Below are 23,898 nucleotides of genomic sequence, written 5' to 3'. Positions count from 1 at the left end.
CACGCTCGGGTGGGGCGCTATGCTGCGCGCCCCACCCGATCAGATCGTCCGGAAGCGGAACCTCGTTCACCGCGCTCCCGATGTTCAAGGAATGAAGATGAAATACGGCGTCTGTCTGCGCATCCTTCTCGCCAGTTCCCCGCTGCTCACCGCGGTGCTACCCGCAGGCGCCCGCGCGGCGGAGGGCTATGTTCCTGACGCGGTGCAGGCTTTCGTGCTGGAAACGGTGCTGGCCGATGAAGCACAAGCCTTCCACGAGGGCCACCCGACCTATCTGGTTCCGGCCAGCGTGTCACGCACGCGCAGCGATGCCGACGTGGTGGCCGACCTGCGTACTGAGTTCGACCGGTTCTACCGGGGCCAACCGAAACCGAGAAAGGAAGTGGCGCACATGGCGATCCTCGTCGCACAGACCGCGCTGCTGCTGCCGGACCGGAGCGCCTGCAGCACGGATCGAGTGCGTTGCCACCAAGCTGTCATGGGCGTCCGCACCCGCGATGACGAGGCCAGCCTGCAGGCCACCCTGCGTGCCTTCCAGGACGCCGGGCTGGACCTGACCACGTTGGGTGAGAAGGCGTCTTGAGTGCATCGCATCCACGCATGGCGTGGATGCGGTGTGCGATCACCGGCGAAGAGCGTGCCGAGCAGGCTCGGCACCTACCGGAAGCAGAGGTAGGTAGATCCACGCCATGCGTGGATGCGGCTCACAACGCCTGCTGCTTCGCCCAAGCCACGGTCGAATCCATCGCACGCTGCATACCCGAAAGCGTTACGAACACGCAGAGCTCGTCCTTGGCATTGTCATCCCCTACCGGTTGTGGACTTCGGTGTAGTCCGGAGGGCTTTCGAAAATGACGATACGGACGATGTTGCCGCTGATCATATGCTTGGCGGAGAAAATGGGGTTGGCTTCGCGGTCTTTTGTACCATCGACGAAGAACACGTTGTAATGCGGGCTGCGGAAGTCTTCAGCACGCAGATTGGCCGCCTGGATGCCGGCTGTGAACGCGTCGAGGAAATGCTGTTCGAGACGATCACAAACTTGCGGATCGGACAGGTAGGTTTCGAACACCTGGCGCTCTTCCACGAGCATCAGCGAACCTCATTTTCGAACGATGGAATCGCAAAGACACGAACCACGTCGTGACCTGGGGGACCATCGGTGCGGCTCTCGCAGAAGCGAAATCCAGCGATCATGCCAGCATCTTCGAACACGGAGCGCACGATGTCGATTTCAGCCGAAGCCGCCCTGTCGGATTCGTGCCGACGGTGGCTCCCGAACGCAACCCCTTCGGGGCCTGGATAATAGAAGACGCTTGGAAGCAGGATGCCCTCTTGCGCGTGCAGCTCGAAGTCGGTGAAGCTCAATGCGAGAAACATCTTCGCATCGGCTGAATCGCGTGCACTACCGGAAATGCGGACTGTTGAAAGCACGTGATTGCAGAGACTGAGCAGATAGGCCGAGGTCCATCGAGGCCCAAGGCGCTCCAGCACTCCATCGATCCGACTCAAGCGCGAGACAAGTTCCAGCTCCTCGAAGTCGTCGATTTCGAGATGGAAACTGTCGATGTCGTCGCAGGCTTCGCCGGACAACAGTTGGCTGCAGAGTTCGGAGAGTTTCATCGGTGGGATGATCAAGGGCGGCGTGGGCAGCCACCCTATCGCATGCCCAACCTCCGAGCGGAGGTTTCGAGAGAATGTGGCGAATTACGTCAAAGCGATACGCATCAGGCGCCATGTAACGCGACCCCAAGCATGGATGCCACGTGCAATCGCCGGCGAAGAGCGTGCCGAGCAAGCTCGGCACCTACCAGAAGCGGATATGCGGCACGGCACCTGACCAGAGGATCCGCGCCATGAGTCGAGCATGGCTCGACTTACTGGGCCTTTTCCACGTACTTGGCGAACAGGTCGTCGATCTGCTTGTCCTTCACCTTCTTGCCGGCCTGGATCTCTTCGGCCTGGGTGAACATCGGGATGATCATCGCCATGCCGTCGATCTTGGTCTTCAGGTGCACGCCCGGCGCCTGGCCGAGGAAACCGTCCCAGCGCTGGCGCACCTTGGCCCAGTAACCGGCAGTGGCCTTCCAGTAGTTGCGCGCCGGGGTGAAATCGACCTCGGTGGTCTTCACGTAATCATTGAAGCCGAACTCGCGGGCGATCTCCACCTGGCTGCCGTCGGCGTTGCGCTGCACCTTGGTGTTGAACTGCTCGTGGGTCCAGCCGTTCGGGGTCAGCGTGTGGCGGTTGATCACGGCCAGCGCGTTGTAATCGCTGCGCTTGGTGTACTCACGGCGCGGCAGCGGACGCCAGCTCAGGTCGCTGATCCAGCTCGGCACGTTGTTGGTGTAGGTCCACGTGCCGGTGCCGCAGTAGCGCGGTGCGTCGCTCACTTCGTACACGCACTGGGTCCAGGCGCCCTGGTTCACCGCCGCCGGAATGCTGCGCACCTTCCAGGTCTGGTCGGCACTGAACTCGAAACGGTTCGGCGCTTCGTAGACCCAGTCCTGGCGCCAGTGCTTGGTGATGTGGCCGCTCTTCTCGTCCAGCAGCAGGTGCTGCAGCACGATGCGCTTCGGGGTGTCTTCGACCACGATGACCACTTCGTTGCCGCCACTGCGCATCGCCGGTGCGCGCTCGTAGCCCGGCTTCAGCAGCACGGTCTCGTCAAAGGCGAAGTCCACGGTGTACTCACCCTGCATGGCAAGGATGCTGTCGTGGTCGCGGGCGATGTCGGAGGGCTGCGCGCTGGCCACGCCGCTGGCGGCGAGCAGCAGCATGACGCTGGCTGTCTGGAGCTTCATCGGGGTCTTCCTTCGGGGTTGCAGATGCGTTGAGAGGCCGTCCGTGGCCGACAGGCGTTCCATCAGGAGTGGGTCACAGGCGGATCAGCGGCAGGTCGCCGGGAATCCGTGGCGCCGGACGCCGCGCGGCATCGGCACAGCAGCAATCGTCGATTGCCAGCTCGCCTTCGGCACCTTCCAGCCGTGCAATGCGGCGCGCGGTGGCTGCGCCCAGCGAGGACAGGGTCGACAGACTGGCGGCCAGTGTGCGGCCATCGTCGGCGGCATGCAGGCGCAGCGCGCACAGGCGCCAGCGCTGGCCCCCCAGATGGCCGGCCAGGCGCCGCCACAGGCGTTCACCGACGCTGGCATCGCTGTCGTGTTCCGGGCCCGGCGGCAGCGCGGCGACCAGCCGGTCCCAGGCCAGGAAGTCACTGTCCGGCAGCAGGTACAGGCGCCACACGCAGCGGCCGCGGCCATCGAGGAAGCACAGGCTTTCGCGCAGGCCCTCGCTGTCCACGCCCTGGCAGGCATGTACACGCACCGCCTGGCGCCAGCCACCCAGCTCATTGCCGTCGGCGTGGTACAGGCACAGCACGGTGCCGAGCGTGGCCAGCTGTGCCGGGGTCGGCCAGGCCGCGCTGTTCGGCGCGGCGATGGAGTCATTCCTGCGGGCGGACAGTGCTCGGCTCATGAGGTCACCAGGAAACGGCAAGGCTGGCGGAGAAGGTACGGCCCGGGCTGCTGAAGCGATCGCTCAATGCGCGATTGGTGATCAGGCTCGGGGTGATCGACGACCATTCGATGTAGCGCTTGTCGGCCAGGTTGAACACGCCGACATTGAAGGTGGCACCCGGTGCGAAGTTCCAGTGCGCCATCAGGTCCAGCACGCCGTAGCCAGCCGGCTGGTAGACGAACGGCGCCGGTGCATTCGGGTTGGTCTGCGCGGCCGGCGGCGGCAGATGCTTCTTGCGCTGCACGAAGGTGCCGGCCAGCTCGACACCCCAGGTGTCGGTGTCGTACATCAGGCCCAGCGTGCCACGCAGCGGATCGACCGAGGCCAGCGGTTCGTCGTCGGTCTTGTTGTCGCCACGCGACCACGCCAGTGCGCTGCGCAGCGCCCAGCCCTTCAGCGCCGGGCTGAGTTCACCGAATTCGATGCCGGCCTTCATTTCCGCACCATAGATGCGCGCGTCGGCGATGTTCTGCGACTGGAACACCATCAGGCCCTGTGCGTTGCGGCCGGTGTTGACGTTGGACTCGATGAAGTCCTTGTAGTCGTTGTAATAGCCGCTGACGCTGACGTACGCGGCCGGTGCGATGAAGCGCAGGCCCAGCTCGTAGCCGTCACTGGTTTCCGGCTTCAGGTCCGGGTTGGCGATGGCGGTGTATCCGAAGGCGACGTTGGTCAGGCCGATGTTGACGTCGTTGTACGGCGGCGACCGGAAGCCGCGAGCATAGCCGGCGAACAGCGACCATTCGTCGGTGAAGCGCCAGACCATGCCCAGCTTCGGCGACACGCTGGTCTTCTTCAGCTGCGCTACGGCGGTAGTCGGATTGTCTTCGGCGAAGATGCTGTCCACTTCCGGCTTCAGCTCGTAACGGTCCACGCGTACGCCCGGCACCAGCGACAGCTTGCCGTCGGCCAGGCGCATTTCATCCTGCGCGTACAGGCCCAACTCGGTGGTCTTGCTGATCGGGAAGTCACGCACCGGGAAGGTGTCGGGGGTAACGGTGTTGCTGACCACACCGGCACGGTTGACCTGATAGCCGTCGCGCTTCTGGCGGATCTCGGTGCGCGTGCCCTCGAAGCCGTAGGTCAACGCATGTTCGACCGCACCGGTGCTGAAGGCCTTGTTGAACTGCGCCTGCAGGCCATAGGCATGCTGGTCGAAGGAAAACACGCGGTGGCGACGACTGCCGTCGGTGCGGGTCTCGTCGGTCTGCTGCCGGGTTTCGCTGTTCTGCGCATACACCTGCCAATGCAGGTTGTCGGCGAACGGCTGGTCCAGCGCATCCATTTCGTGGGCAAAGGACACGCGGGTACGCTTCTGCGTGTCGTGGGACTTCATGCCAGTGGCCGCAGCCATCGCGCCGGGGCGCGGTGCAACGCTGGCAATCGCCGACAACACATTGGTATCGGTGGTGTCTTCGTTGCCTTCCACGGTCAGGCGGAAGCGCTGGTCTTCGCTCGGTGCGTAGACCAGCTTGCTGAGCAGGCTGCGGCCGTCGCGGTCCTGCGGATTGGACGCCGTACGGGTGTCGTTGTCGCTGCGTACCGTGCCCTTGTTGTCCGTTTCCTGGCCCTGGTGGTGGTTGACGTTGACCAGACCGCTCCAGTGCTCGCCACCGAAAGCAGCGGTGGCACCGCCAAGCAGGCCCTTCCACTCGCCGTCGTAGCCGAACTTCAGGCCGAAGTAGCTGTTCTTGCCGTCCTTGAGGTAGTCGGCCGGGTCCTTGGTGACGAACGCGACCACGCCGCCCAATGCGTCGGAGCCGTACAGCGAACTGGCCGGGCCGCGCACGATCTCCACGCGCTTGAGCGTATCGAGATCGGTGAAGTTGCGGTTGGAACTGGCGAACGAACCGATATCGAACCGGGTCGGCATGACGATACCGTCGGTCTGGATGCGCACGCGGTTGCCATCCAGGCCACGGATGCGGAAACCATCCAGGCCGAAGCGGGTGGCGCTGCGGGTGACCGACAGGCCCGGCTCGTAGCGCACCAGATCCTTGATGTCCTGTACCAGGTGCCGGTCCATCTGCTCGCGGTCAATGACGTCGACGGTGGCCGCGACGTCGCTCACGGCCCGTTCGGTGCGGGTGGCGGTGACCTGCACCCGGTCGAATTCGCGCGCATCGGGCGCGGCGGCAGCAGCAGCGTGGGCGGACAGCGGCAAGGCCATCCAGACGGCGAGACACAGGGCGGTATGGCGGGTCATCGGGTTCATTCGGTCAGGCAAGGGAACCCCCGGTTACCGGCACACCCGGAAGGTGCACGCGGTAGACCGAGGGGGAGAGAGCGGGAGCGGACGGGTCGCCCACCCTGTCGGCGCTGCCGGCAGGAGGGAGGGAGGCGGGCGACCAGGCCGCGATTACTTGGTCAGGATCAGCTTGTCGTTGCTGGTGTGACGCAGGCGATAGAAGCGGTCGCCGTGCTGGATCAGGATTTCACGACGGCCCTTGAGCAGGGCTTCGCTGTCGATGACCTCTTCCGGCGGAACGACGCGGACCGGACGATCGCGGAGGGTCAGCGTTTCGGGGCGCAGCAGTACAGGTTGAGCATTCATGAGCATCTGGACTCGTGCGAGGGACGAGTTAAATGATAATGATTCTCAGTTGACAATCAACAACCATTCTCAATTTCATTGATGAGATTAATGATCGAATTCTGAAATTCGATAGATACCATCTATGAATTGAAGGCATAACCGCTTCTGTAGAGTCGAGCCATGCTCGACTGCTCTTCGATCCCAGCCAGGTGAAACCCGCGCTGCGCGCGGAGTCGAGCACGGCTCGACTCTACAGAGGCGGCGATCCTGGAAACCCGCGCTGCGCGCGGAGTCGAGCGTGGCTCGACTCTACATGGCGCTGCTGCCGGTCAGGCGAAGATGGCTTCGAGCTGGGCCCAGCCGGCGGCATCGACCTGCTCCAGCACGTCCAGCGCCTGCAGGTTCTGCAGCAGCTGACTGACCCGACTGGCGCCGAGGATCACGCTGGAGACGTTCGGGTTGCGCAGGCACCAGGCAATCGCCAGCGTCGCCGGGGCGTGGCCGAGCGAGCGCGCGACCTCGCTGAAACGGCGCACCTGGGCCAGCCGTGCCTCGGCGTCTGCACCCAGCACCAGGTCCTGCAGCCATTCCATGCCCTCGCGGCCCAACCGTGCATCGGCCGGGATGCCCTGGTCGTACTTGCCGCTCAACAGGCCTGACGCCAACGGCGAGAAGATGGTGGTCCCCAGGCCGGCGCCGGCATACAGCGGCGCGTACTCGACCTCGACCCGCTCGCGGTGCAGCAGGTTGTACTGCGGCTGCTCCATCGACGGGCCCTGCAGGTTGTGCGCTTCGGCGATGTCCAGCGCCTGCTGGATCTGCGCCGCCGACCACTCCGAGGTACCCCAGTAGAGGATCTTGCCTTGCCGCACCAGGGTGTCCATGGCGTGCACGGTCTCGGCGATCGGTGCGTCCGGATCCGGGCGGTGGCAGTAATAAAGGTCGAGGTAATCCACCCGCAGGCGCTTGAGCGCGGCGTGGCAGGCGTCGGTCACGTGCTTGCGTGACAACCCACGCTGGGTCGGCCGCGGGTCTTTGGCGCTGCCGAAAAACACCTTGCTGGACACGCAGAAGCCATCGCGCGGCAGGCGCAGGTCGGTGATCACATCGCCCATCACCTGTTCGGCGCGGCCGTTGGCGTAGCCCTCCGCATTATCGAAGAAGTTGACGCCATGATCCCAGGCGGCGGCCACCAGGTTGCGGGCCTCGTCGCGCGGGATCTGGTCGCCGAAGGTCACCCAGGCACCGAAGGACAGGGCGGAAATCGGCAGGCCGGTGGAGCCCAGGCGACGGTATTGCATGCGAATCTCCTGCTGCGGGCCCGCATCCGGGCCGGGATCGAACCGCCATTCTACCTGCCCCTGCCGGCTGCAACCCCTTGCCGTTGCTGGCCTGATCGGTACCGATGGCCGCGCGCACGCTGCTTTTCCTTGCCCCGGCCCCTGCCCTGCACTAGGCTTCCCGTTTTTCGCGACGCCCCAGGGGAGTCACTCACATGGTCGAAGGTTTGGGCAGGATCGGCTTCGGCCTGTTCGGGTTGGCGGTGCTGATCGGCATCACCTGGTTGTTTTCCAACAACAAGCGCGCGGTTGACTGGAAGCTGGTTGCCACCGGTATCACCCTGCAGATCGCGTTCGCGGCGCTGGTGATCCTGGTGCCGGGCGGCCGCGACGTGTTCGATGCGCTGGGCCACGGCTTCGTGAAGGTGCTGAGTTTCGTCAACGAAGGTTCGAAGTTCATCTTCGGCTCGTTGATGGACGTCAAGAACTACGGCTTCATCTTCGCCTTCCAGGTGCTGCCGACCATCATCTTCTTCTCGGCGCTGATGGGGGTCATGTACCACCTCAACGTCATGCAGGGCATCGTGCGCGTGATGGCCTGGTCGATCACCAAGGTGATGCGCGTGTCCGGTGCGGAAACCACCAGCGTCTGCGCCAGCGTCTTCATCGGCCAGACCGAGGCGCCGCTGACGGTGCGCCCGTACATTGCCAAGATGACCCAGTCCGAGCTGCTGACCATGATGATCGGCGGCATGGCCCACATCGCCGGCGGCGTGCTGGCGGCCTACGTGGGCATGCTCGGCGGCGGCGACCCGGTACAGCAGGCTTTCTACGCCAAGCACCTGCTGGCGGCGAGCATCATGGCCGCGCCGGCCACGCTGGTCGTGGCCAAGCTGCTGATTCCGGAAACCGGTACCCCGCTCACCCGCGGCACGGTGAAGATGGAAGTGGAGAAGACCTCCAGCAACATCATCGATGCCGCAGCCGCTGGCGCCGGTGACGGCCTGAAGCTGGCGCTGAACATCGGCGCGATGCTGCTGGCCTTCATCGCGCTGATCGCGCTGCTGAACGCCCCGCTGACCTGGATCGGTGAAGTGACCGGGCTGGCCGCGCAGATCGGCAAGCCGACCAACCTGTCGACCATCTTCGGCTACGTGCTGGCCCCGATCGCCTGGGTGATCGGCACGCCGTGGGCCGATGCCACCACCGTCGGTTCGCTGATCGGCCAGAAGGTCGTGATCAACGAATTCGTGGCCTATACCGAGCTGTCGCAGATCGTGAACGGCCAGGTGGCCGGCGTGAGCCTGTCTGACGAAGGTCGCCTGATCGCCACCTACGCGCTGTGCGGCTTCGCCAACTTCAGCTCGATCGCGATCCAGATCGGCGGCATCGGCGGCCTGGCCCCGGAACGTCGCCACGATCTGGCCAAGTTCGGCCTGCGCGCGGTGCTGGGCGGTACCATTGCCACCTTCATGACGGCGACCATCGCCGGCGTGCTGACGCACTTCAGTTGAACCCTTGGTTGAGAAAAGATTCCCTATGAGCAGCAGTGTCGTTGTCGTCGGTTCCTTCAATGTCGATCACGTGTGGCGGTGCGAGTCGCTGCCTGCACCGGGTGCGACCATTGCCGGCCGCTACAGCACCGGCCCCGGTGGCAAGGGCTTCAACCAGGCCGTGGCGGCCTGCCGCGCCGGTGCCGACACGCACTTCGTGTGCGCGTTGGGCGATGACGCCGGTGGCGCCACCGCCCGCGAGCTGGCCGCACAGGATGGCTTCGGGCTGATCGCCGAAGCCAGCAGCGAACCGACCGGCACCGCTGGTATCTACGTGGATGCCCGTGGCCGCAACACCATCGTGATCGGCCCGGGTGCCAACGCCGCACTGAGCACCGACTTCCTGCAACAGCAGCACGCGCTGCTGGCCGGCGCCAAGGTGGTGCTGGTGCAGCTGGAATCGCCGGTGCAGACCATCGAAGCAGCGTTGGCCACGGCCCGCGAGGCCGGCGTCACCACGGTGCTCAACACCGCACCGGCCGACGCTCCCTCGACCATCGGCCTGCTCAAGCTGGCCGATGTGATCACCCCGAACGAGACCGAGTTCGCCGCCCTGCTCGGCCGCCATGTCGGTGAGCGCGTGGATGCCAACGACGTCGCCGCGCTGGATGGCGCCAGCCTGCATGCGCTGTGCCGCAAGCTGGTCGGCAACGGTACGGTGGTGGTGACCCTGGGTTCGGTGGGCGTGTTCGTGTCGCATGCCGACGAGAACCTGCGCGGCGATACCCAGCCGTACTACCGCGTGGGTGCCGAACAGGTGCAGGCGATCGACACCACCGGTGCCGGTGACGCCTTCAACGGCGCGCTGGCCGCGTCGCTGGCGCAGGTGGCCGACGCACCGTTCGCCCGCCACGTGCGCTTCGCCAACCAGTTCGCCGGTCGCTCGACCGAGAAGGAAGGCGCTGCCGCGGCGATGCCGCGCTTCACCCCGGCTGATTCCGAAGCAAAGTAGATCCACGCCATGCGTGGATGAACGAGCCCGGGCATGCAGATGCCCGGGCTTTTTCATGGTTCCTCCGCACGTCGCAGCAGCAGCCCGGCTGCGATTGCCAGCAGCGCCACCGCAGCGGCCACCACGCCCAGCGAGTCCAGGCCCCAACGTTCGATGGCACCGCCACCGAGCAGCGCGCCCAGGCCGATACCAGCATTGGCCGCCGACACATTCAAGGTGCCGGCCAGCGCCTGCGCCTGCGGCGCCGCGCGCATCACCCGCACCTGGCACAGCGGGAACAGCGCGGTATGCGCAACACCCCACAACGCCAGTGCGATGACCACCAACCCTCCCTGCCCGGCCAGCCAGACGCTGGCCAGCACGCCGAGCGCCAGCACCGTGCAGAACGCCAGCGTCGCGCCCAGCGGTGCACGATCCACCCAACGCCCACCCAGTGCATTGCCAAGCAACCCGACCGCACCGAAACCCATCAGCCAGGGGCGGGAACCTGCAACAGGCGTTCGAGCACGTCGGCCAGATAGGTGTAGGCGGCGAACATGGCAGTGAACACCAGCACCGACAGCAGCACGTTGCCCAGCAGCCGCGGCTGCCGCAGCACACGCGCCTGTTCGCCCAGCGCGCGCCGTGGCTCTGCAGCGGTGCCCGGCATCCACAGTGCGAGTGCACCTGCCATCAGCAGTGACAGCGCCGACAGCAGCCAGAAGCTGCCGCGCCAACCGATGGCCTCGGCGGCCAGCGTACCCAGCGGGATGCCGAACAGCATCGCGGCGGTGATGCCCAGATAGACCCGTGCCACCGCACGCCCACCCTGCTCCGCCGGCGCCAGCTGCGCAGCAGTCTCGCTGGCCGTGCCCCAGAACACCGGTAGCGCCAACGCGGGCAACACCCGCGCCAGGGCCAGCAACCACGGCAGCGTGGCCACCGCCGCGAGCGCGTTGGAGGCCGTAAACAGCAGCAGGATGGCCACGAACAGGCGACGCCGGTCGAGATGCGCCAGCAGTGCGGTCAGCGGTGGTCCGGCCAGCATCACGGTGAACGCGAACAGGGTGACCAGCTGCCCGGCGCGCGCGATACCCAGGCCGAGATCGCGCGCCAGCGCCGGCAGCAGGCCGACGATCAGGAACTCAGTGGTGACGATGACGAACGCGGAGACCGCCAACAGTGCAACGGACAGGCGGGCACGGGCAGCACGGTGACCGGTGGCAACGGAACAATCGAGGGAAGACATGCAGGACCGCCAAGGACAAGGGCCGCCCAGCCTATTTCCTCCCATTGTTCCGATTGCTGCTATGTTTTCCATCCATTCCGGACAGAACTTCGCCCATGCTTCCCAACGAGCGGCTGCGCGGCATCGAGGCCTTCGTCGCCACCGCCGAAGCCGGCAGCTTCACCGCCGCCGCCGAGCGCCTGCACCTGACCAGTTCGGCAGTCGGCAAGACCGTTGCCCGACTGGAAGCGCGCCTGGGGGCACGGTTGTTCGAACGCAGCACTCGCCGCCTGCGCCTGACCGAGGCCGGTGAAGGCTTTTACCGCACGTGCGTGCGCGTGCTTGGCGAACTGGCCGATGCCGAATCGGTGCTGGCCGCGCATGCCGATGCCCCGGTGGGCCGCCTGCGGGTGGACGCTCCGGCCACCTTCGGGCGATTGAAAGTGTGGCCGCTGCTGCTGCAGCTGGCCGCCGAGTTTCCCCGGCTGCGACCACAAGTGACCTTCAGCGACCGCTTCATCGATATGGCCGAGGACGGCGTCGATCTGGCCGTGCGCATCGGTGGCCCGGAGCCGTTGCCGGCCACCCTCGGCAGCCGCCTGCTCGGCCACGAATGCCTGCGCTTCTGTGCATCGCCGGCCTACCTGCAGCGGCACGGCCTGCCGACCTCCGGAGCGGAGCTGGCCGACCACGATGGCGTGCTGTTCGGCCGTGCCGACGGCAGTATCGGCCCGTGGCAGGTGGCCGATGGCGGGCAGCGCAGTGCACCGCTGCAGGCCCGCGCACGGCTGGTGGTCGGCAGTGCCGAAGCACAGGTGGCGGCCGTCGAGGCGGGCTTCGGCATTGCCCAGCTGGCCACCTGGCTGGTCGATGACGCGCTGGCGCGCGGCAGCCTGGTGTCGATCCTGCCGGCGCTGGACTGCCGTGGCCTGCCGTTGCGGCTGTTGTGGCCGCAGGGCCGGCAACGGCTGCCGCGCGTGGATGTGGCATTGGACCGTCTCGGCGCCGGATTGCGGATCGACCCTCCGCACTGATCCCTGCTGCGACCGCCCGTCGCATTGCCGGCACCGCGGCCCTCGCCCACCATCCGCGCAGCTTCCTTGCACGGGCAGGACATGGACGGATTCCCCTGGCTGCTGGTCGCAGCCGCTGGCAGTGCCATCGCAGCGCTGCTGCACATCGGCTGCATCGCCTTCGGCGCGGCCTGGTACCAGCGTTTCGGTGCTGGCTCGCGCGTGGTGCGGCTGGCCAAGGCCGGGCATTGGTGGCCGCCGCTGATGACCGCAGGCATCACTGCCGTGCTGGTGATCTGGACGCTGTACGCGCTGGCAGCCGCCGGCTGGCATTCGCCGCTGCCGGGCAGCCGCCAGATCCTGTCGGGCATCGCCCTGCTGTTGCTGCTGCGCGCGGGGATGGGCTTCGGGCTGGCACTGATCCGGCCGGGTTACAACGGCGCGCGATTCTGGGTGACCAGTTCACTGGCCTGCCTGGGACTGGGCCTGGCCTTCGCGCTGGGCACCCGCCAGGCCTGGCAGGCCTTGGGCTAGGCCCCGCCCAGCCGCCTACCATTGCCTGCCCCTGGGGGCGGCGGAAGCAACCGTCAAGCATCTGCTGATGCCCGTGCGGCATGAGAACGGTCCGGATAGGCCTGAACCCGGCCGTGCCGGGCACGTTCGAGTGGGTGCCTGCGCCCTACAATGGGCGCATGCAGATCGGCCCGTACTCCATTGCTCCCAACGTCGTGCTGGCGCCCATGGCCGGCGTCACCGACAAGCCCTTCCGCCTGCTGTGCAAACGGCTGGGTGCGGGCCTGGCCGCCTCGGAAATGACCATCAGCGACCCGCGCTTCTGGAACACGCGCAAGTCGATCCACCGCATGGACCACGACGGCGAACCGGCCCCGATCAGCGTGCAGATCGCCGGCACCGAGCCGCAGCAGCTGGCCGAGGCGGCACGCTACAACGTCGACCACGGCGCGCAGATCATCGACATCAACATGGGCTGCCCGGCCAAGAAGGTGTGCAATGCGTGGGCGGGGTCGGCGCTGATGCGCGACGAGCAGCTGGTGGCGCGCATCCTTGAAGCCGTGGTCAACGCGGTGGACGTACCGGTCACCCTGAAGATCCGCACCGGCTGGGACTGCGACCATCGCAACGGCCCGCTGATCGCGCGCATTGCCGAGGACAGCGGCATTGCTGCGCTGGCCGTGCACGGGCGCACCCGCGACCAGCACTACACCGGCCAGGCCGAGTACGCCACCATTGGCGAGATCAAGGCCGCGCTGCGCATCCCGGTCATCGCCAATGGCGATATCGATTCGCCGCAGAAGGCTGCCTTCGTGTTGAAGCAGACCGGCGTGGATGCAGTGATGATCGGCCGCTCGGCGCAGGGCCGGCCGTGGATCTTCCGCGAGGTGGCGCATTACCTGGCCACCGGCGAGGAACTGCCGCGGCCGTCGCTGGCCGAAGTACGCGACATCCTGCTCGGCCATCTGCACGCGCTACACGCGTTCTACGGCGAACCGCAGGGCGTGCGCATCGCGCGCAAGCACCTGGGTTGGTACGCCAAGGACCGGCCGGAAAACGCGGCGTTCCGTGCGGTGGTCAACCGTGCCGAGGATCCGGCCAGCCAGATCGCACTGACCACCGATTACTTCGACAGCCTGATCGCCGGGGAACCGGCGTTGTCTTCTGCTGCCTGAGCGAACCGCTACACCGTAGGGTCGAGCTTGCTTGATTCCTCAAACCGTAGAGTCGAGCTTGCTCGACTGAATTTCCAGAGCAGTCGAGCAAGCTCGACGCTACAAGAGCCCATCATGACCCCGCCGATCTCTTCCCCGACCTACCTGCACGGATTCTCCGGCACCGAGCAGCAGCGCCTGATGACCCAGGCCCGGCTGCTGGAATCGAGCATCTTCGGCCAGATCGACTACAGCGGCGCCCGCCGCCTGCTGGAAGTCGGCAGCGGTGTCGGTGCACAGACCGAGATCCTGCTGCGCCGCTTCCCCGAGCTGCACGTGACCGGCGTGGACCTGAGCGAAACGCAGCTGGCAGCCGCACGCGAGAACCTGGCGCGCACGCCGTGGTGCAGCGACCGTTACACCCTGCAGCAGGCCGATGCCGACGAACTGCCGTTCGAGGCCCGCAGCTTTGATTCGGCGTTCCTGTGCTGGGTGCTGGAACACGTGCCGTCACCGGCGCGCGTGCTGAGCGAAGTGCGACGGGTGCTGGCCCCGGGTTCGCCGGTGTACATCACCGAGGTGATGAACGCCTCGTTCCTGCTCGACCCTTACTCGCCGCACATCTGGCGCTACTGGATGGCCTTCAACGACTTCCAGTACGACCACGGCGGCGACCCGTTCGTCGGCGCCAAGCTGGGCAACCTGCTGCTGGCCGGCGGCTTCCGCGATGTGCATACCGAGATCAAGACCATCCACCTGGACAATCGCGAGCCGGCACGCCGCAAGACCATGATCGCGTTCTGGGAGCAGCTGTTGTTGTCGGCGGCCGACCCGCTGCTGCAGGCCGGCAGCGTGGACGAGGAGACAGTGGAGGGCATGCGCCGCGAGTTCCGCCTGGTGCAGAACGACCCGAACGCGGTGTTCTTCTACTCGTTCGTGCAGGGCCGCGCGACGGTGTATTGAACCGACGCCGCACGGCCGATTGATGCAGTAGTGCCACGCCTTGCGTGGCTGCAGCCGCCGATGTCCCCGCCATCCACGCATGGCGGGGACCTTCTGATGCGAAGCCGCACTCGTGCAAGGCCGCGCCAGCGGTGTACTGAAGCGGGCCTCGTCCCACCAGCAGCTGCGGCGGCAACCCGTTAGAATCCGCCAATCCCGGCCGAGAAAGGCGCGTGCCAGGATCCCCCTCTGCTGCCCTCGGGCATCGGTGCGCGGGCACATCGCGCATGGATGGACCCGACCTTCGAGAACGAGATGAGTGACAGCGCCCCAACGCCTTTGCCTGCCCATGACGCAAGCCTGCTGGGTGGGCTTCGGTCCAGCCAGGCACGCCTGTTCGCCGGGATCGTCGCGCTGTTGTGCATCCTCTATGTCGCGTTCGCACTGACACCATCTTCCTATGCGCTGGCCTACGAGTATCTGGGCCTGGCGCCGCAGCAACCGCTGCTCGGCACTGCGCGCTACATCCGCACCGACGAATGGATGGTGTTCACGCCTTACATCCAGATCGCCGTCGGCAACGATTTCGGCCAGGTCAACGCGCACTCGGCGTACCACGAGTCGCTGCGCACCTTCCAGGCGCTGCCACTTCTGGACTGGGGCCTGCTGTTCAAGCCCTACCATTGGGCATTCTTCCTGCTGCCTGCCGCGAACGCCTATTCGTTCTTTTTCATGTTCATGGCCATGGCCTTCCTGTGCGGATGGGCCTTGTTCCTGCGCCAATTGCGGTTGCCGGCACTGGCCGCGATGCTGGTGTCAGTCACGCTGTTCTTCGCTCCTTTCGTACAGGTCTGGTGGACCAGCAACGCCGGTGCCTTTGCGCTGGCGCCCTGGGCTGCGGTGGCGTGGCTGCGCATCGGCCATCGTGGCTTGCGTATCGCGGCCAGTGCCTATGCACTGGCGGCATGGCTGGTTGCGGTGTCCTACCCGCCGTTCATCATTTCCTCGCTGCTGGCCATGGCGGTTCTGGTGCTGGCCTTCCGCCGCGACGCCATCACGCTGCGGCGGCTGTTCGACGCCGCAGTTGCCGGTGCGATCGCGTTGGCCGTATTCGTCGGCTACTTCCACGACATCATCCCGATCGTGCGCAACACGGTGTATCCGGGCCAGCGGCAAAGTGCCGGTGGCGGCGTCGGACTGACGACCCTGCTGGCGCATCTCTTTCCGAACCTGATGACCTACCGGTTCGCACCGTTGCCACTGTTCAAGGCATCCAACGATTGCGAAATCGCGGTCCTGGGCAGCCTGCTGCCATTGTTCACCGTGGTACTGGCCGATGGTGCGCGGCTCCGCGCATGGGCGGGAAGCCATCGCAGCACGCTGTTGATCCTGGCAGCGGGCCTGCTGTTGATCGCCTGCTGGATCTTCCTGCCCATTCCCGCCGTGGTCGGCAAGCTGACGGGCCTGTCGATGGTGCCGCCCGCCCGCGCACTGCTCGCCTTCGGCCTGTTGCTCAACATCGGCTGCGCCATGATCCTGGTGCGATGCGGGGTTCGCCTCGAGCGCTGGCGCCTGCTGCTGCTGGCCGCGCTGCTGGTGGCAGGCAGCCTGGCCAAGTTCCTGTTCGGCGAGGGTCAGCTCAGCCGCCTGCACAGCACCGCCGATGCACTGCCGTACCTGTGCCTGGCCGCGCTCGCCATTGCGGCAAAGCGCCCGAGGCTTTCGGTGCATGCAGCCAGCCTGGTGCTGGCCACTGCCGCACTGGCCAACCTGCTGGGCAACGGCCTGTTCAATCCGGTGCAACCCGCCGGTCCGATCTTCGCGATGGACCGCACTGCCGTCCTGCAATCGCTACAGGCGCGAGGCGCGCGCAACAACACCGAAGGCGTACTGGTCGCCCCGGGGGGCTTCGGGGCGCTTCTGCCCGGCGCCGGGATCGCAGCCGTGAACCACGTGCTGTACCTGCCACAGCTGGATTACTTCGGCCGGTACTTCCCGGCGATGCAGGACGAAGCGTTCAATTTCACCTTCAACCGCTACCACCACATCACCGTGGCCGCCGATAGCGATATGCCGCGCGTGCTGCAGGGTGATCTGGTGGAAGTGCCGGCCAACATCCTGCTTGCGGCCCCGGCCTGCGCCACGCCCGGAACCCGGGATTGCCGCGCAGGGGCGCAACCGTGAGTCCGACGATGGGTACAGCGCAACCTGCTACGCCAACCCCGCGGATCGCCGTGGTGATCCCCTGCTACAGGGTGACCCGCCACGTGCTGGCGGTGCTGGCCGCAATCGACCCAACGGTGACGGCAATCTACTGCGTGGATGATGCCTGCCCTGATGGCAGCGGCCGGCTCATCCAGGCCGAAGCCAGCGACCCGCGCGTCACCGTGCTGTTCCATGAGCACAATCGCGGCGTCGGCGGCGCCATCAAGACCGGCTACCGCGCGGCCATTGCCGATGGCATGGACATCCTGGTCAAGGTCGATGGCGACGGACAGATGGATCCGGCACTACTCATGGATTTCGTCACCCCCATCGCGGAAGGCCACGCGGACTACACCAAGGGCAATCGTTTCTGGAATCTGACCCACATCCGTCGCATGCCGCCCGTGCGACGCCTGGGCAACCTGCTGCTGTCCTTCATGACCAAGGCATCGTCCGGATACTGGCAGGTATTCGATCCGACCAATGGCTACACCGCCATCCATGCCAGGGTCGCCAGCCACCTCAAGCTCGATGCTGTCAGCGACCGCTACTTCTTCGAGACGGACATGCTGTTCCGCCTGAACACCGTACGCGCAGTTGTCCAGGACGTGGCCATGGATGCCCACTACGGCGACGAGACCAGCAATCTCCGCATTGGCCGCATCCTCGGCGAATTCACCTTCAAGCACATGCGCAACACGCTAAAGCGCATTGCCTACAACTACTTCCTGCGCGATCTCAGCATCGCGTCGCTGGAGCTGGTCGCCGGCAGCAGCCTGCTCACCTTCGGCGGGCTGTTCGGCCTGTATCACTGGATTCGCTCGGCGCAGGCCGATGTCGCCACACCGGTAGGCACGATCATGATCACCATGGTCGCGTTGATCTCGGGCCTGCAGTTCCTGCTGGCATTCGTCGGCTTCGATATCGCCAACGTGCCGCGCCAGGTATTGAACCGATCGATCAAACTCAACCGCGCACCGCAGTAAAGCCACGCCATGCGTGGCTGCCGCCGCCAATACCCCACCTTCCACGCGTGGCGTGGCTCTACTCGGCGGCACCGGCTGAAGGTACTGCGGGCGCATGCCAGATGCGCTGCCACATCGCCGCCAGCCGGCGCCCGGCATCGGCACGCGCGGCCGGGCTGCTGTAGTCCACCCGCGGCTGCTCGGGCGTGATCGCCCGCCACTGCCCATCCACCTGCTCGGCCACGGCGAAGTTGAAGGTGTAGTCCGGCTCCAGGCCCATGCGTAGATCACTCAGCACCAGCCGGCCGTCGACCACCTGCGCACGCATGAAACCGCGGTTGAACCACTGCAGCTGCTGAACGGCCGGAATGCCCTCCGCTTCGCGCAATGCCTGCACGTTGGAGGGATGGCCTTCGAACTGCATCGGTCCATGGTCGGCCACCAGCGAACGGTCGCCCACCACGTAGCCATTCGGGGTCATCGCCACCACCCGCCACAGCAGCGTGTTGAACGGCATCGGCACCGAGAACCGCGGCGCATCGCCCAGCCCCATCGCAGCCAGGCTCTGCTGCGCGGCACGGTCGACCTGCGCCTTGGCGATCAGGCCCCAGCCCAGGTAGCCGCTGCTGAGCAGCAGTGCCACGCCCAGCACCTTGCCCGCCCAGGGACGGGCGCGGCCAAACCAGGCCAGCACGCAGCCCAGCAGCAGCCACATCGTGTAGCCGAGATCGATGATGAAGACGCTGGAACCCATGGTCGGGTGTGGCCGCAACGGCCACCACAGCTGAGTGCCGTAGACGGTGAACGCATCCAGCATGGGATGGGTGACCAGCGCCAACTGGATCGCCCAGAACCAGCGCACAGGTGACTGGGCGACGCGGCCATTGCCGAAGCGCTTGAACAACCACCAGATCAGTGCCGCCACCCAGGGCAGCACCAGCAGCGAGTGGCTGAAGCTGCGGTGTTCGATCATGTTCGCCACCGGATCGGCAGCAGTGAAGCCCAGCCACAGGGCATCGAGATCCGGCAGGGTGCCGAGCGCGGCACCAGCCAGCAGGGCCGCGCGGCGATGGCCGGGCGGAGCGATGACAGCGGCGACGGCGCCACCGAGCACGATCTGGGTAAGGGAATCCATGGACCGATGCTAGCGGCTTGCGTGCGCGCCGTCTCGATGGCACACCTGTTGAAGAGTGCCGCTCGCGCCTTTTTTGTAGAGTCGAGCCATGCTCGACTGTTTTTCGGTCCGACCCCGTCGCATACGGCAGTCGAGCATGGCTCGACTCTACAAGAGCGGGTCAGGCGGCCTGCTTGATACGCGCCCCTGGCAGCTCCACCAGGGTCTGCCCGTTGTGGTCGAGCAGGCGCAGCGCGCCATCATGGTCTTCGGCCAGTGCGGTCAGGCTCTCCACCCAGTCGCCGTCGTTGGCATAGACCAGGCCATCGCGTTCAATCAAGGCAGCGCGGTGGATGTGGCCGCAGACGATGCCATCCAGGCCGCGCCGGCGAACGTCGTCCAGCCCGGCCTGCACGAAGCGCTCGATGTAGCGTTCGGCTGCACCGCTGCGCTTCTTCAGGAATTCAGACAGCGACCAGTAGCGCATGCCCAGCAGGCGCCGCACCGCATTCAACGCCTGGTTGCCGGTGAGGATCCGGTAGTACAGCCAATCGCCGAACTTCTCCTGCAGCCCCCCGAAATGGGTCACGCCGTCATAGTCGTCGCCATGCACGACCAGCAGCCGGCGGCCATCAGCGGTGGTATGGATCGCACGGCGGCGCACCTGCATCGCCGGCAGCATCAGCCCGCACACCTGGCGCAGCGAGGCGTCGTGATTGCCGGGAATGTAGATGATCTCGGTGCCGGCACGGCGCAGCGCATGCAGGGCCTGGATGACTTCACTGTGCGACTGCCGCCAGTTGGCGCGGCGGTGCGCCATCCACCACAGGTCGATGATGTCACCGACCAGGTACAGCCGTTCGCAGCGCAACTGCGAGAGGAACCGCGCCAGCTCGGCGGCGTGGCAGTGGCGCGAGCCCAGGTGCACGTCGGAGACGAACACTGCGCGCCGGTGCGGCGACAGGTTCGCCAGCGAGCTCATGCCGGCATCCCCGCATCGCGCAAGTAGCGTTTGCGCTTGTTGGGCCGTATCGCACACAGGTCCACTTCGATCAGGCCATCGATCGAATCGCTGAAATCCGGATCGACCCCGAAGGCAAGGAAGCGGGCGCCGCCGGGTTCGCACAGGTCGGTGTACTGGCGGTACAGCGTCGGTACGCCGGTGCCGAGTGCGGCCAGGTTGGCCTTCAGCACGTCGAATGCGGCGCCGGCATCCAGCTCGCCGAAACTCGGTGGGGCCGCGAAGTACTGGAACGGCCGGTTCGATTCGACCAGGCCGGCGCTACCGCTGTAATAGCGCTGGTAGTACGCCACCAGCTGCTCGCGCGCATCACGCGGCAGTGCTGCGCTGATCGACACGGCGCCGAACAGGTAGCGGATGCCCGGCCGGCACTGAAGGTAAGCACCAATGCCCTGCCACAGGTAGTCCAGGCTGCGGCTGCCCCAGTAGTCGGGCACCACGAAGCTGCGGCCGAGTTCGAGGCCTTCGGCAATGTGGGTGATGGCATCATCGGAATAGCGGAACAGCGACGCGCTGTAGAGCCCGGACAGACCATGCCGGGCCAGCGCATGGGCACCGCGCATGATGCGGTAGGCGCCGGCGATGCGCTGCGCGGCCGCGTCCCAGATCACGATGTGCTCGTACTGCGGATCGAAGGCGTCCAGGTCGCGGCTGCGGCCGGTGCCCTCACCGACCTGGCGGAAGGTCAGCTCGCGCAGACGGCCCAGTTCCAGCAGCAGCGGAGAATCGGCCGTACAGGTCGCCAGCAGGATCTGCTTGCCGTCGGCGGTCTGGCCCAGCTGGGTGGCGGCCGCGATACCCGCGGCGACCTGCGAGGGCGGGACCGGCGCGGCCAGCGGCTCGGGGCCGCCATGAGCCGCGGCATCGGCGGTCGTGCCATTGCGGCCCAGCGCGTACAGCGCGCGACGCACCGCGAGCAGCTGTGCGCCGGGGTCACCGCCCTTGCCCAGCTGCATCGGCTCGCCGATGCACAGGCGCAGCGGGCGCCCACGACGGGTGAACATCTCGCGCGCCAACAGTGCGGTGCCGGCCGGCTTGAACAGGGTCGAGGCGCCGTAGAACAACGCCGAGTTGCGCGCTTCCACCCGCACCGGCAGCACCGGCGCACCGGCGGCACGGGCGAAGCGGACGAAACCGCGCTGCCAGCGGCCATCACGGATGCCGCGCAGCGACAACCGCGAGACCTCACCGGCCGGGAACACGATGACGCATTGCTCGGCGGCCAGCGCCTCTTCGACCGCATGCAGACTGCCGCGCTGGGCCTTGCCACCGAGGATGCGCACCGGCAGCAGCAGGTCCTGCAGTGGCGCGATCGCCCCCAACAGGTCGTTGGCCACGATCCGCACGTCGCGGCGGATGCGGCCGACCGCGTCCAGCAGGGCCAGCGCGTCCAGCGCTCCGGAGGGGTGATTGGCGACGATCAGCAGGCGGCCGGTGGCGGGAATCTTCGCCAGCGCGGCTGGATCCACCTGGTACTGGCCGTCGATGAACTCCAGGCCGGCGGCGACGAAGCCGAATCCGCGCAATCCTGCACTGCGCTGCAGGAAGGCTTCGATCTGGTCCAGGCGCGACCAGCGTCCGACGCTGCGCAGCAAGGGCCGGGCCAGTTGGCCACGACGGCCATGGAACCAATCGGGGAAGCGTTGCTGGAGACGCTGTTCGAGTTCCTGCATGGCGTGTTCGCTCGTGCCCGGCGGCCGGATTGGCCGACAGCCTGCGCCCGGCAGGCGGCAACCAGATGGCGGTTTCGGGGCAGAACGATGACGGCCGGGTGCCCCGGGGCGGGGTCGCGGACTGCGCGGCCGGGGCCAGGCAGGACCCGCGCCGTTGTCACGCTGGTGGAACACTGGGCGTCGAGGCTGGGCCTCAATCCCGCTGCAGCGGGCCCGGCGGGCCTACATGGGCTTAACCACCGGCAACCGGTACAGGTTCACAATGCACAGGCGGCGCACCCCGTGTATCATTCGCGCCCATCTTTCCATCCGAATCAAAGGATATTAAGCCTGATGTCCAGCTACCTCTTCACCTCCGAGTCGGTCTCTGAAGGCCATCCGGACAAGGTTGCCGACCAGATCTCCGATGCGGTGCTGGACGCGATCCTGACCCAGGACCAGCGCGCCCGCGTGGCCTGCGAGACCATGGTCAAGACCGGCGTTGCCATCGTGGCCGGTGAAATCACCACCAGCGCCTGGATCGACCTGGAAGCGCTGACCCGCAAGGTCATCGTGGACATCGGCTATGACAGCTCCGACGTCGGCTTCGACGGCGCCACCTGCGGCGTGCTGAACCTGATCGGCAAGCAGTCGCCGCACATCGCCCAGGGCGTGGACCGCAAGAAGCCCGAAGAAATGGGCGCTGGCGACCAGGGCCTGATGTTCGGCTATGCCACCAACGAGACCGACAGCTACATGCCGGCCGCGATCCACCTGTCGCACCGTCTGGTCGAGCAGCAGGCCAAGATCCGCAAGAAGAAGAACTCGCCGCTGTCGTGGCTGCGCCCGGACGCCAAGAGCCAGGTCACCCTGCGCTATGAAAACGGCGTGGTCTCGGCCATCGACGCGGTGGTCCTGTCGACCCAGCACGCCCCGGGCATCAAGCAGAAGGACCTCATCGAGGCTGTCCGCGAAGAGATCATCAAGCCGGTGCTGCCGGCCAAGTGGCTGCACAAGGGCACCAAGTTCCACATCAACCCGACCGGCAAGTTCGAGATCGGCGGCCCGGTGGGCGACTGCGGCCTGACCGGCCGCAAGATCATCGTCGACACCTACGGCGGCTGGGCCCGTCACGGTGGTGGCGCGTTCTCCGGCAAGGACCCGTCCAAGGTCGACCGTTCGGCAGCCTACGCGGCCCGCTACGTGGCCAAGAACGTGGTTGCCGCCGGCCTGGCCGACCGTTGCGAAGTGCAGGTCTCCTACGCCATCGGCGTGGCTGAGCCGACCTCGATCTCGGTCACCACCTTCGGCACCGGCAAGATCAGCGACGACAAGATCGAAAAGCTGATCCGCAAGCACTTCGACCTGCGCCCGTACGGCATCATCAAGATGCTGGACCTGGTGCACCCGATGTACCAGCAGACCGCGGCTTACGGCCACTTCGGCCGCAAGCCGAAGGAGTTCAGCTACCTCAACGGCGAAGGCGAGACCGTCAACGCCACGGCCTTCTCCTGGGAGAAGACCGACCGCGCCGCCGCCCTGCGCGCCGATGCGAAGCTGAAGTAAAGTCGGCTGATAGAGCCGACGGGTAGAGCCGACTGTTAGTCGGCTGTCCCTGAAGAAGGGCCGCGCAAGCGGCCCTTCTCTTTTCTGGTAGAGCCGGCCGCTGGCCGGCTTTTTCATGGCCTTCGGAAACAATCGCGTGGTTGCCGGCCAGCGGCCGGCACTACCCGGTTGCCGATACAATCGGCGCATGTCGACCGAACTCAAAACCCACCAGCTGTCCATGACCGTGCTGATGTCGCCGGAGATGGCCAATTTCTCCGGCAAGGTCCACGGCGGCGCCATCCTGCGCCTGCTCGACCAGGTCGCCTACGCCTGCGCCAGCCGCTACGCCGGCCGCTACGTGGTCACCCTGTCGGTGGACCAGGTGATGTTCCGCCAGCCGATCGCGGTGGGCGAGCTGGTCACCTTCCTGGCCTCGGTGAACCACACCGGCACCTCGTCGATGGAGATCGGCGTCAAGGTGGTGGCCGAGGACATCCTCAAGCGCAGCGTGCGCCATGCCAACAGCTGTTTCTTCACCATGGTGGCGGTGGATGAGGAAGGCCGGCCGACACCGGTGCCGTCATTGCAGCCGGTCACGTCGGACGAGAAGCGCCGCCAGGCAGCCGCATTGATCCGCCGCCAGCTGCGCCAGGAAATGGAGCAGCGCCATCTGGAACTGCTGGCGTCGAACCCGCCGTCGCCGGAAGAGTGAGGTAGTGCCGGC

At 66.3% G+C, this 23,898-nt stretch carries 21 protein-coding genes and 1 pseudogene; 11 read left to right on the top strand and 11 right to left on the bottom strand.

Features of this window, described 5'->3' with window-relative positions:
* Positions 1 to 97 precede the first annotated feature (97 nt).
* Positions 98 to 583 (top strand): hypothetical protein, encoded by a 486-nt coding sequence (locus AC3ITW_RS03350; RefSeq protein ID WP_141650935.1) that lies wholly within the window; start codon positions 98 to 100, stop codon positions 581 to 583.
* Between the two features lie 225 nt (positions 584 to 808).
* Here the strand turns inward: AC3ITW_RS03350 and AC3ITW_RS03345 are convergent, their stop codons facing one another.
* The 7 genes from AC3ITW_RS03345 to AC3ITW_RS03315 form a co-directional block, all read right to left on the bottom strand.
* Positions 809 to 1,093 carry a hypothetical protein gene (locus AC3ITW_RS03345; RefSeq protein WP_004144371.1) on the bottom strand — a complete coding sequence of 95 codons (285 nt, stop codon included), beginning with the start codon at positions 1,091 to 1,093 and terminating at the stop codon, positions 809 to 811.
* Positions 1,093 to 1,623: a hypothetical protein gene (locus AC3ITW_RS03340; protein WP_004144370.1), complete on the bottom strand. Its 531-nt coding sequence runs from the start codon at positions 1,621 to 1,623 to the stop codon at positions 1,093 to 1,095. Before AC3ITW_RS03340 ends, AC3ITW_RS03345 begins: the two co-directional genes overlap by 1 nt.
* A gap of 254 nt (positions 1,624 to 1,877) precedes the next feature.
* Positions 1,878 to 2,804: a DUF6607 family protein gene (locus tag AC3ITW_RS03335; protein ID WP_489390062.1), complete on the bottom strand. Its 927-nt coding sequence runs from the start codon at positions 2,802 to 2,804 to the stop codon at positions 1,878 to 1,880.
* Positions 2,805 to 2,877: 73 nt separating this feature from the next.
* A complete protein-coding gene (locus AC3ITW_RS03330) occupies positions 2,878 to 3,477 on the bottom strand; it encodes a ChuX/HutX family heme-like substrate-binding protein (RefSeq protein WP_100467818.1) in 600 nt (199 codons plus the stop codon).
* Positions 3,478 to 3,481: 4 nt separating this feature from the next.
* Positions 3,482 to 5,725, bottom strand: coding sequence for a TonB-dependent hemoglobin/transferrin/lactoferrin family receptor (locus AC3ITW_RS03325; protein WP_489390061.1), 2,244 nt, complete (start codon positions 5,723 to 5,725; stop codon positions 3,482 to 3,484).
* A gap of 153 nt (positions 5,726 to 5,878) precedes the next feature.
* Positions 5,879 to 6,073 carry a hemin uptake protein HemP gene (gene hemP, locus AC3ITW_RS03320; RefSeq protein WP_005412278.1) on the bottom strand — a complete coding sequence of 65 codons (195 nt, stop codon included), beginning with the start codon at positions 6,071 to 6,073 and terminating at the stop codon, positions 5,879 to 5,881.
* Between the two features lie 311 nt (positions 6,074 to 6,384).
* Entirely contained in the window at positions 6,385 to 7,356 is a 972-nt protein-coding gene (locus tag AC3ITW_RS03315; protein ID WP_153675009.1) for an aldo/keto reductase, read from the bottom strand.
* Positions 7,357 to 7,550: 194 nt separating this feature from the next.
* On the opposite strand from AC3ITW_RS03315, the gene AC3ITW_RS03310 reads away from it, so the two are divergent.
* Entirely contained in the window at positions 7,551 to 8,849 is a 1,299-nt protein-coding gene (locus AC3ITW_RS03310; RefSeq protein ID WP_004144334.1) for a NupC/NupG family nucleoside CNT transporter, read from the top strand.
* A 25-nt stretch (positions 8,850 to 8,874) separates the two neighbouring features.
* On the top strand, positions 8,875 to 9,840 hold the full coding sequence (locus AC3ITW_RS03305) for a ribokinase (RefSeq protein WP_012510080.1): 966 nt from the start codon (positions 8,875 to 8,877) through the stop codon (positions 9,838 to 9,840).
* Positions 9,841 to 9,893: 53 nt separating this feature from the next.
* Here the strand turns inward: AC3ITW_RS03305 and AC3ITW_RS03300 are convergent.
* Positions 9,894 to 11,068, bottom strand: a pseudogene (locus AC3ITW_RS03300) (MFS transporter).
* A 95-nt stretch (positions 11,069 to 11,163) separates the two neighbouring features.
* On the opposite strand from AC3ITW_RS03300, the gene AC3ITW_RS03295 reads away from it, so the two are divergent.
* The 6 genes from AC3ITW_RS03295 to AC3ITW_RS03270 all read left to right on the top strand — a co-directional run bounded on the left by AC3ITW_RS03295 (position 11,164) and on the right by AC3ITW_RS03270 (position 17,860).
* Complete coding sequence (locus tag AC3ITW_RS03295) at positions 11,164 to 12,081, top strand: LysR family transcriptional regulator (RefSeq protein WP_489390060.1); 918 nt, start codon at positions 11,164 to 11,166, stop codon at positions 12,079 to 12,081.
* A gap of 81 nt (positions 12,082 to 12,162) precedes the next feature.
* Complete coding sequence (locus AC3ITW_RS03290; protein WP_100434057.1) at positions 12,163 to 12,594, top strand: hypothetical protein; 432 nt, start codon at positions 12,163 to 12,165, stop codon at positions 12,592 to 12,594.
* A gap of 158 nt (positions 12,595 to 12,752) precedes the next feature.
* On the top strand, positions 12,753 to 13,748 hold the full coding sequence (gene dusB / locus AC3ITW_RS03285; protein ID WP_180889794.1) for a tRNA dihydrouridine synthase DusB: 996 nt from the start codon (positions 12,753 to 12,755) through the stop codon (positions 13,746 to 13,748).
* Positions 13,749 to 13,862: 114 nt separating this feature from the next.
* On the top strand, positions 13,863 to 14,690 hold the full coding sequence (locus AC3ITW_RS03280; RefSeq protein ID WP_180889793.1) for a class I SAM-dependent methyltransferase: 828 nt from the start codon (positions 13,863 to 13,865) through the stop codon (positions 14,688 to 14,690).
* A gap of 294 nt (positions 14,691 to 14,984) precedes the next feature.
* Positions 14,985 to 16,853 (top strand): DUF7657 domain-containing protein, encoded by a 1,869-nt coding sequence (locus AC3ITW_RS03275; RefSeq protein ID WP_229298178.1) that lies wholly within the window; start codon positions 14,985 to 14,987, stop codon positions 16,851 to 16,853.
* 8 nt (positions 16,854 to 16,861) lie between these two features.
* The gene (locus AC3ITW_RS03270) at positions 16,862 to 17,860 is read left to right on the top strand and encodes a glycosyltransferase family 2 protein (protein WP_012510074.1); all 999 of its coding nucleotides are present in this window, start codon (positions 16,862 to 16,864) and stop codon (positions 17,858 to 17,860) included.
* Positions 17,861 to 17,918: 58 nt separating this feature from the next.
* Here the strand turns inward: AC3ITW_RS03270 and AC3ITW_RS03265 are convergent, their stop codons facing one another.
* From AC3ITW_RS03265 to olsF, 3 genes are all read right to left on the bottom strand, one after another.
* Entirely contained in the window at positions 17,919 to 18,974 is a 1,056-nt protein-coding gene (locus tag AC3ITW_RS03265) for a metal-dependent hydrolase (RefSeq protein WP_100434056.1), read from the bottom strand.
* A 160-nt stretch (positions 18,975 to 19,134) separates the two neighbouring features.
* Positions 19,135 to 19,935 (bottom strand): UDP-2,3-diacylglucosamine diphosphatase, encoded by an 801-nt coding sequence (locus tag AC3ITW_RS03260; RefSeq protein WP_100434055.1) that lies wholly within the window; start codon positions 19,933 to 19,935, stop codon positions 19,135 to 19,137.
* Positions 19,932 to 21,647: a bifunctional ornithine lipid synthase OlsF gene (olsF, locus tag AC3ITW_RS03255; protein ID WP_100434054.1), complete on the bottom strand. Its 1,716-nt coding sequence runs from the start codon at positions 21,645 to 21,647 to the stop codon at positions 19,932 to 19,934. Before olsF ends, AC3ITW_RS03260 begins: the two co-directional genes overlap by 4 nt.
* 333 nt (positions 21,648 to 21,980) lie before the next feature.
* Here olsF and metK point away from each other — a divergent pair, with 333 nt between their 5' ends.
* Both metK and AC3ITW_RS03245 read left to right on the top strand, forming a co-directional pair.
* Positions 21,981 to 23,192, top strand: coding sequence for a methionine adenosyltransferase (gene metK, locus AC3ITW_RS03250; RefSeq protein ID WP_012510070.1), 1,212 nt, complete (start codon positions 21,981 to 21,983; stop codon positions 23,190 to 23,192).
* Positions 23,193 to 23,379: 187 nt separating this feature from the next.
* The gene (locus tag AC3ITW_RS03245; protein WP_100434053.1) at positions 23,380 to 23,886 is read left to right on the top strand and encodes an acyl-CoA thioesterase; all 507 of its coding nucleotides are present in this window, start codon (positions 23,380 to 23,382) and stop codon (positions 23,884 to 23,886) included.
* Positions 23,887 to 23,898: the final 12 nt, after the last annotated feature.

The sequence above is a fragment of the Stenotrophomonas sp. KH_052 genome (assembly GCF_057838755.1).
Note: the sequence above shows the minus strand (reverse complement) of the source record. Positions and strands in the feature narration are given on the sequence as shown.

Coding starts and splice junctions, on each gene's coding strand:
- AC3ITW_RS03345 (WP_004144371.1), bottom strand. CDS start 1,093: ATGCTCGTGGAAGAGCGCCAGGTGTTCGAAACCTACCTGTCCGATCCG.
- AC3ITW_RS03275 (WP_229298178.1), top strand. CDS start 14,985: ATGAGTGACAGCGCCCCAACGCCTTTGCCTGCCCATGACGCAAGCCTG.
- AC3ITW_RS03260 (WP_100434055.1), bottom strand. CDS start 19,935: ATGAGCTCGCTGGCGAACCTGTCGCCGCACCGGCGCGCAGTGTTCGTC.
- AC3ITW_RS03265 (WP_100434056.1), bottom strand. CDS start 18,974: ATGGATTCCCTTACCCAGATCGTGCTCGGTGGCGCCGTCGCCGCTGTC.
- hemP (WP_005412278.1), bottom strand. CDS start 6,073: ATGAATGCTCAACCTGTACTGCTGCGCCCCGAAACGCTGACCCTCCGC.
- AC3ITW_RS03305 (WP_012510080.1), top strand. CDS start 8,875: ATGAGCAGCAGTGTCGTTGTCGTCGGTTCCTTCAATGTCGATCACGTG.
- olsF (WP_100434054.1), bottom strand. CDS start 21,647: ATGCAGGAACTCGAACAGCGTCTCCAGCAACGCTTCCCCGATTGGTTC.
- AC3ITW_RS03295 (WP_489390060.1), top strand. CDS start 11,164: ATGCTTCCCAACGAGCGGCTGCGCGGCATCGAGGCCTTCGTCGCCACC.
- AC3ITW_RS03330 (WP_100467818.1), bottom strand. CDS start 3,477: ATGAGCCGAGCACTGTCCGCCCGCAGGAATGACTCCATCGCCGCGCCG.
- AC3ITW_RS03340 (WP_004144370.1), bottom strand. CDS start 1,623: ATGAAACTCTCCGAACTCTGCAGCCAACTGTTGTCCGGCGAAGCCTGC.
- AC3ITW_RS03290 (WP_100434057.1), top strand. CDS start 12,163: ATGGACGGATTCCCCTGGCTGCTGGTCGCAGCCGCTGGCAGTGCCATC.
- AC3ITW_RS03310 (WP_004144334.1), top strand. CDS start 7,551: ATGGTCGAAGGTTTGGGCAGGATCGGCTTCGGCCTGTTCGGGTTGGCG.
- AC3ITW_RS03270 (WP_012510074.1), top strand. CDS start 16,862: ATGGGTACAGCGCAACCTGCTACGCCAACCCCGCGGATCGCCGTGGTG.
- AC3ITW_RS03335 (WP_489390062.1), bottom strand. CDS start 2,804: ATGAAGCTCCAGACAGCCAGCGTCATGCTGCTGCTCGCCGCCAGCGGC.
- AC3ITW_RS03325 (WP_489390061.1), bottom strand. CDS start 5,725: ATGACCCGCCATACCGCCCTGTGTCTCGCCGTCTGGATGGCCTTGCCG.
- AC3ITW_RS03280 (WP_180889793.1), top strand. CDS start 13,863: ATGACCCCGCCGATCTCTTCCCCGACCTACCTGCACGGATTCTCCGGC.
- metK (WP_012510070.1), top strand. CDS start 21,981: ATGTCCAGCTACCTCTTCACCTCCGAGTCGGTCTCTGAAGGCCATCCG.
- dusB (WP_180889794.1), top strand. CDS start 12,753: ATGCAGATCGGCCCGTACTCCATTGCTCCCAACGTCGTGCTGGCGCCC.
- AC3ITW_RS03245 (WP_100434053.1), top strand. CDS start 23,380: ATGTCGACCGAACTCAAAACCCACCAGCTGTCCATGACCGTGCTGATG.
- AC3ITW_RS03350 (WP_141650935.1), top strand. CDS start 98: ATGAAATACGGCGTCTGTCTGCGCATCCTTCTCGCCAGTTCCCCGCTG.
- AC3ITW_RS03315 (WP_153675009.1), bottom strand. CDS start 7,356: ATGCAATACCGTCGCCTGGGCTCCACCGGCCTGCCGATTTCCGCCCTG.